This is a genomic window from Actinocrinis sp., assembly GCF_035938995.1.
Classification (GTDB): domain Bacteria; phylum Actinomycetota; class Actinomycetes; order Streptomycetales; family Catenulisporaceae; genus DASZGI01.
Window position 1 is genome coordinate 1 of sequence record NZ_DASZGI010000323.1, and the last position, 6,597, is coordinate 6,597.

Consider the following 6,597-nt stretch of genomic DNA (forward strand, 5'->3'; position numbering starts at 1 on the left):
GTGTGCTCGGCCAGTCGGCGGCCAGTTGAAGCGCGATGGCTTGACGCACCGCTTCGCGCTGCCAGGCGGGGATGGGCGTGGCGTAGGTGCCGGAGGTTGGTGCGCGCGGGTTTCGGGTGAGGACCTTGTGTGCGTACCAGCTGATGAGTAGCAACAAGGTGGGCACTGTCAGGTCGCCCTGCAGCAGCTGATCGAGGGCCTCGCGCGGGTCGGTACGTCGCTCACGCCAGCTCGTGCGTTCCTCGTCGAGTAATCCGTCAAGGTCCGAGAAGAAGACCACGCTACCGCCGTAAACCTGATGGTAGACCCCGGCGACATAACGCACGTCCGCAGCCGCTCTCGGCAGCGGCCCAGCCAGCGCGGGCACCCAGACCAGGGCGGCTCGCGCCAGGCTCCACTGATCAATGCGCGCAGGCCAGGTCAGGGCGTGCACCAACCAGAAAGGTGGCAGCTCGAACTGATCGCCGACATCGCCCATCACCGATCACCTCTCGCGCGGCCAATACGTTAATTTCGTTCCCGCTGATCCGCGATGCGATTCGGGCGACTAGTCGCACACGGAAGCACGGATTTGCGAGCGCGCGCTGTCAGCGCCACGCACGAGTACCCGCGCACTCTCACGCGCGGGCCGCGATCGGACGCTGGACGGCACAACCGCCGGATGGAGCCGTCTCCTGAGGCGGCACAACGCCCGCTTCTCTCCCGATGCCGATCTAGTAAGGATTCCAAATCGCCTCTGAGGCTTGAACTGGCCTGTTTCAGACAGGATGTTGACAGTCAAGCACTATGTTCATATTCGTCGATCAGCCCACCGAGAATGCTTTCTCGTCGTATCCGGCATTGCTCGACTAGGTCGATGACCCTGGCTCGCGGCCGCGGTGCTAGCAGGCCAAGCGCGATGTGGTCGGACGTGGCTGTGGTGCCGTACGTAGAAGAGGATGGTATGTGGCCTTCGGTCCACTTGAACCGCCATTCAGCTGCACCGTCTGGCTCGGCCGAGCCACGCCCCGGCGCCCACCAGAACGACGCGCAACGCAGCGCCTGCAGGTTTTCACCTGCGCGGATGCATTTTCGGCACGGGGAACGCTCCACCAGGCAGAGCCGCTACCTCTCGGGTACACCATGTCGGGGTCGCCATGTCCGCAGCCGCCAGCTGGCCGCCGACAGCGGGCAACCGCGAGGCGCCGTTACTCCTCTGGACCTGGTCGCGCACGTCAGTGCCGTCGGCGGAGACGAACTGGCTCCACCAAGTGCACTTGGCGCTGCCCACGCAGCGGATCTCGGTGACTGTCCAGGTGCCCACCCGTCCGTCGCCCAGGTGCGCCGCCCACGCCGGCCTGAGGTCCGCGACGCCGAACCCCGGCAGTCCGGTGAACATGAGCGGGGCGAGGAATCGCCACGGAATCGGGGCTTTTCCCCACCCGCTACGGCGCCCGATCATCGGTGTCGTGTTCCACACTTTCTCGAACTGGTTCGGCTTGGTGACCGGCATCCTCTGCTTGCTTCTGCCGCTCGTCCTGCGTGCGCTGAGCCACTGGGTTGACGATGAACGGCTGCGGCTGCGCTGCCGCTCCTGGCCAATGCTCGCCTGCCTGGGCGTGATGCTCACCGCGGGCAGCATGGTTCGGATGCTCGACTGGACCGGAATCGGCCCGGCGGTGGTCTTCGTGGTGACGGTGATCTGCGCGATCGGGGCCATGGTATTCGCGATCCGCAACCTGACCGACCGCGCTCCCGGACCCAGCTGATCCTCGCGATGACGGTGGAGATACCGGGAACGTCCTCCTGCCGGGCCGCCCGCCGATCAGATCGCCGCGCTGACTGATCTACAACAGACTTCACGGGCGAGCCGTAGGTAAGGCACACCTCGAGCACTGCACGCTGCGGAAGCACGTTCAACGTGTACCAACTGCTGCGTGACACCCCAGATCACAGGCAGTGGCCGGTTTCCGACCAACACAGGCACTGTGGACGACCGCCGTCTTCCCTTCCGGCAGCATGGCTCCGGCTCCTTCGAGCGGCGTCATCGCTTGTCGAGTTGGGAACCTCGGCCCGCCTGGTGGAGCGCCGCGATGGTGAACTCGAATTGCTTCAGGTACTCACCGCATCCGTCGCACTCGGCGAGGTGGGCTTGCAACGTCTCGACGAGTTGCGGCGAGAGCGTGCCCTCCAGGTAATCCGTGAGGAGCTCGACCAGATCCTGGCAAGCGAACTCTTCAGGCTCCGCAGGAGCCGGTGGGCCGGCGATCGACGCGACGAGCAGCACGGCGATCAGCACGGTCGCGCCGGCCATGATCCAGCCGGCCCGGTTCACCCCGTACGCGTGCGCGATCGACCCGAAGGCCAGCGAGAACGGCAGGAACAGGATCCACGCCAGCGTGCCGGCCCCGGACGAGATCCCGGCCCTGATATTCGACGGTACCCCGTCGTGCAGCAGCTTGCCCGCCCGGATACCGACGATCGCCAAGAGCAACGCGAGCACGATCTGCGCCAGGATCACCGCCGCGAGGGCGTGAGTCCAGGCGAGGATGATCGACGCGGCGGGCGCGCCGACTGCGAGGACGAGCATGACCGCGCGTCGATCCAGGTTGAGTCTGCCGGTGAGGAAGCCGCCGATGCCGAGGGTCGACACCAGCGCCGCCCAGTAGGGGCCGAAAAGCGCGGCGGGTGCGGCGAAGGCGACCAGCCACAGCGGTCCGAACTCGAACACCGCCTGGGAGACCAGTGCGGTCAGCGCGGCCAGCAGCACCGCACGCCGCATGCCGGGTTGTCGGATCATCGTGCGGAAGGTCAGGGCAATGTGTCGGCGCAAGGCGACGGCTTCGGTGGCGCGGTGCAGGCGCGGCTCGTCGAACCGGAAGAACGCCGCGACCGCCGCGACGACGAACGGGATCGACACGAAGTACGTCACCCGCGGCGAGGTCCACGCGGCGAGCACGCCGCCGGCAAGCGCGCTGAGAACGAAAGAGCCGCCCTCGACCATGCGTACTCGGCCGATCCAAATCTCGTACTGCTCGCTGGAGCCCGTCTCCTCCAACACGACGTCGTACACGACGCTGTCGACTGTGCCCGAGTTCAGCGCGAAGAAGACGCCCAGGAACATCGCCGCCACGATGTAGGTCGCCACGTTCGTGCTCAGCCCGCCGATCAGCGTGCTCAGCATCACCGCGACACTCGCGCAGACCATGATCCAGGTACGGCTCCAGCGATCCGCGAGGATTCCGGAGGGCACCTCGAGCAGCGGCACTACGGCCGCGTACGCGGCGGCCATAAGGCCGATCGAGCGCGCGTTGAAACCGATCTGCGTCATGAACAACTTCTCGACCGGCACCCACAACAGGAAGCCCTGCAACGCCACCGCGACCTGCAACGGCGCCAACCGCTGTGCGACGATGCGGCGCACCGAGCCGACGCCGCCCACCACGTCCACGACGCTCATCGCCGGTCTGCACCGAAGTGATCGGCCAACCGCGACCACAGGCCGGCGCGCGCCTTGTTCAAGATCGCCCGCTGCTGCGTCCCGCCCACCCCATACCGGGCGGTGACCTCGCCCGCCTCTTCGCCACGCTCGTCCCGGGCGACGACGACCGACCGCCACGTCGACGGCAGCTCCTCGACTCCGGCCGCCACCACCCCGGCAACCACGGGATCGTCGGGATCGACCGGTGGCCACGCAGCGGGAAACACACGCCAATGCCCCGGGTACGGCTCACCGGCCCCCTGAAAACGCCCGCGATCGACCGACGACGCGGGCTCGCCACGCCGCACCCACCGCGCCACCTCCGTCAGGCTGATCCGACCCATCGCGACCTCACCGCCGCCTTCCGCGCAGAGGGAAGCTCAGAACTCAGAACGTAGTGGATATGTTCATGTCCTGACCTGCAAGGGACCACAACACAGGGCATAAGGCTTGGCGCCGTCAACCAGCATGCTCTGCGACCAACGGTTTCGGCCCTACACCTTGATCGCCCGAGCGTACTGCCCCAAGGCTTTCAAACCACTGTCAGATCAATGTCAGGCACGAACAGAACCATGACGCACAATTGACTCCACCGCCGCCGCCCAACGGATCACTCGTCTCGCCGACACGCATCACCGACGCTCGTACTTCTCGGCGCGCATAGTCGCAGCCGTTCGTTGGATGGTGCGGTCGTATCACGCTGCCTGCGGGATTTCGTTGAGACGGCGGGCGAGAAAGCGTCGCTCTGAGTCGGTTCGCGCCTGCTCTACGGCAATGCGGTAGGCAGGGATGGCTTCGGCCACGTGGCCGGCGCGCCGCAGCAAGTCCGCGCGGACAGCGTGCGACAGGGGGCAGGCGGCAACGTCTTCCTGGAGCGTTGGCAGCAGTTCGAGCGCCCGGTCGGGACCGTCCCGGAAGCTGAGCGCGATCAGCCGGTTCAGCGCGATGACGGGGCTGTCCTGGATGGCCAGGAGGGCGTCGTAGGCCCTGACGATGCGCCCCCAGTCGGTCGACTCGGCTCGGGCGGCGGTCGCGTGGAGCGCTGCGACGGCGGCCTGGAGACGGTACGGGCCGGAAGGCTGATCAGGCGGGATACCGACCAGGGTCCTGAGTCCGGCGCTGATCTGGTCGCGGTCCCACAAAGCCCGGTCCTGCTCGTCGATCGGCATCAGTTCGCCGTCGCGGCCGACGCGTGCGCGGCGTCGTGAATCCTGCAGCAGCATCAGGGTGAGCAGGGCCCTGGCTTCGTCGTGCGCGGGCAGCAGATCGACCACGAGCAGTGCGAGCCCGATCGCGTCGCGGGTCAGGGCTTCGCGCAACGGCGGACCCTCCGTGGCGCTATAGCCTTCAGTGAACAGCAGGTAGATCACGGCCAGGACGCCGTCGATGCGGTCGGCGAGCTGGTCGGCAGGCGGGACGCGGAGCGCGATCCCGGCATTCCTGATCTTTGTCTTGGTGCGCAGCAGCCGCTGGCTCATCGTCGTCTCAGACACGAGGAACGCCCGCGCCACCTCGCGGGTGGATAGCCCCGTGACCGTCTTAAGAGTCAGCGCCACGCGCCCGGCGACCGGGAGTGCCTGGTGACAGCAGGCGAACAGCAGTTTGAGCCGGTCGTCCTCTATGGCGCAGGACTGATCGTCTGCCGGTCGAATCGCGGCTTGCAGGTCGGAGAGCCTCTCGAGTTCGGTGCGGCGGCGTCTGAGGACGTCCAGGACGCGGTTGCGCGCGACGCTCAGCCAGGCCTCCGGCTTGTCGGGGACGCCGTGGATCGGCCACTTGATCAGGGCACGCTCGACGGCGTCCTGCCGGCAGTCTTCGGCCAGGTCGAAGTCGCCGGTCAGGCGGACGAGCGTGGCCACGACGGCCAGGCGTCCGTGCCGGACCGCCCCGGCGACGGTGTCGGGTGCGGTCGCGCGGTCAGGGGTCACTCAGTGGCCTTCGGGCGGTCATCCGGGCCGCCCATGGAGTGGATGGGCCGGATCTCCAGGCGGCCCTGGTAGGCCATGTTGTGCTTGAGCGCCTGCTCGATGGCCTCGTCGAGGTCTTTGCACTCGATGACGGCCACGCCGGCGATCCACTCGGCCGACTCGGTGAAGGGGCCGTCGGTGATGAGTACCTTGCCGTCGCGTACGCGCACCGTTGTGGCATCGGACTTCGGCTGAAGCCGAATCCCCTGGAGGTACGCCCCCTTGTCGATCATGTAGTCGAACCAGCCGTCGATCGAGGGGGCCGCGGCGTCGTCGGCCTCGGTGGTTTCGGGGTCGATCACGATGAACATCGCGTACTTCACGGTGCGCTCCTTGGTCCGTGGGCCGCCGTCGGCGAGTCCTCACCGATATGACGACCGTCCGCGGCCGTTTCCTACAAGACTGTCGGAAGCACCGACGTTTCATCGTCATATGGGTGACCGCTGCGCACAACCGAGGAGGTACGAGGTGTCAAAGCTGCGCGTTCACAACTTCGTCGTCTCCCTCGACGGATATGCCACCGGCGAGGGGCAGTCGACCGAGGCCGCGTTCGGCCACGCACAACGGGAGTTCCTCGACTGGTTCGGGAAGATCCGCATCTGGCGGGGCCTGCAGCCGGACGGGAAGCTCGGCCCGGACGAGGCGATCGCCGCGGCCTGGGGCACCGGGATCGGCGCCGAGATCATGGGCCGCAACAAGTTCCGACCCACCACCGGCCCCTGGCCGGACGACGGCTGGCGCGGCTGGTGGGGCGAGGAGCCGCCCTTCCACACGCCCTGCTTCGTCATGACGCACTGGGAGCGCGAGCCACTCATCGTCGGCGCCACCACCTTCCACTTCGTGAGCGGCACCCCGCCCGAGGTCCTCGAGCGCGCCCGCGACGCGGCCGGCGACCTGGACGTCCGGCTCGGGGGCGGACCTACCACCGTCAACGAGTTCCTGGCCGCCGACCTGGTCGACTACCTGCATGTCGTGCTGGTGCCGCTTGTGCTGGGAAGAGGCGTCCGGCTCTGGGACGGTCTCGACGCGCTGCACGAGCGGTTCACCGTCGAGGCGGTTTCCGTGCCCAGCGGGGCGACCCACCTGTTCTTCACCCGATGATCAGAAAACCGTAGTGAGCCATGCTCCTGCTGTCGGCTGGTCTGCTCGCCGGTCCTAGGGGCGGCCGCG

At 67.4% G+C, this 6,597-nt stretch carries 8 protein-coding genes; 2 read left to right on the forward strand and 6 right to left on the reverse strand.

Translation table 11 applies throughout. The features are described 5' to 3' along the window. Both VGZ32_RS22985 and VGZ32_RS22990 read right to left on the reverse strand, forming a co-directional pair. Positions 1 to 478, reverse strand: a 478-nt coding sequence (locus VGZ32_RS22985) for a hypothetical protein (RefSeq protein WP_326888234.1), incomplete at its 3' end; no start/stop codon positions are given. A gap of 573 nt (positions 479 to 1,051) precedes the next feature. Next, complete coding sequence (locus tag VGZ32_RS22990) at positions 1,052 to 1,441, reverse strand: hypothetical protein (RefSeq protein WP_326888235.1); 390 nt, start codon at positions 1,439 to 1,441, stop codon at positions 1,052 to 1,054. Between the two features lie 7 nt (positions 1,442 to 1,448). On the opposite strand from VGZ32_RS22990, the gene VGZ32_RS22995 reads away from it, so the two are divergent. Then, positions 1,449 to 1,748, forward strand: a complete 300-nt coding sequence (locus VGZ32_RS22995; RefSeq protein WP_326888236.1) for a hypothetical protein — start codon at positions 1,449 to 1,451, stop codon at positions 1,746 to 1,748. A 275-nt stretch (positions 1,749 to 2,023) separates the two neighbouring features. Here VGZ32_RS22995 and VGZ32_RS23000 read toward each other — a convergent pair whose 3' ends face one another. From VGZ32_RS23000 to VGZ32_RS23015, 4 genes are all read right to left on the reverse strand, one after another. Then, positions 2,024 to 3,439 carry an MFS transporter gene (locus VGZ32_RS23000; RefSeq protein ID WP_326888237.1) on the reverse strand — a complete coding sequence of 472 codons (1,416 nt, stop codon included), beginning with the start codon at positions 3,437 to 3,439 and terminating at the stop codon, positions 2,024 to 2,026. Beyond that, positions 3,436 to 3,804, reverse strand: a complete 369-nt coding sequence (locus VGZ32_RS23005) for a hypothetical protein (protein ID WP_326888238.1) — start codon at positions 3,802 to 3,804, stop codon at positions 3,436 to 3,438. The genes VGZ32_RS23000 and VGZ32_RS23005 overlap by 4 nt, the downstream gene beginning before the upstream one ends. Before the next feature lie 351 nt (positions 3,805 to 4,155). After that, complete coding sequence (locus tag VGZ32_RS23010) at positions 4,156 to 5,388, reverse strand: RNA polymerase sigma factor (RefSeq protein WP_326888239.1); 1,233 nt, start codon at positions 5,386 to 5,388, stop codon at positions 4,156 to 4,158. Continuing rightward, on the reverse strand, positions 5,385 to 5,750 hold the full coding sequence (locus VGZ32_RS23015; RefSeq protein ID WP_326888240.1) for a YciI family protein: 366 nt from the start codon (positions 5,748 to 5,750) through the stop codon (positions 5,385 to 5,387). Before VGZ32_RS23015 ends, VGZ32_RS23010 begins: the two co-directional genes overlap by 4 nt. 145 nt (positions 5,751 to 5,895) lie before the next feature. On the opposite strand from VGZ32_RS23015, the gene VGZ32_RS23020 reads away from it, so the two are divergent. Then, positions 5,896 to 6,528 carry a dihydrofolate reductase family protein gene (locus VGZ32_RS23020; protein WP_326888241.1) on the forward strand — a complete coding sequence of 211 codons (633 nt, stop codon included), beginning with the start codon at positions 5,896 to 5,898 and terminating at the stop codon, positions 6,526 to 6,528. Positions 6,529 to 6,597 lie beyond the last annotated feature (69 nt).

Bases quoted from the DNA above. Each gene is read 5' to 3' on its own strand.
- VGZ32_RS22990 (WP_326888235.1), bottom strand. From the start codon at position 1,441: ATGATCGGGCGCCGTAGCGGGTGGGGAAAAGCCCCGATTCCGTGGCGA.
- VGZ32_RS23000 (WP_326888237.1), bottom strand. From the start codon at position 3,439: ATGAGCGTCGTGGACGTGGTGGGCGGCGTCGGCTCGGTGCGCCGCATC.
- VGZ32_RS23005 (WP_326888238.1), bottom strand. From the start codon at position 3,804: ATGGGTCGGATCAGCCTGACGGAGGTGGCGCGGTGGGTGCGGCGTGGC.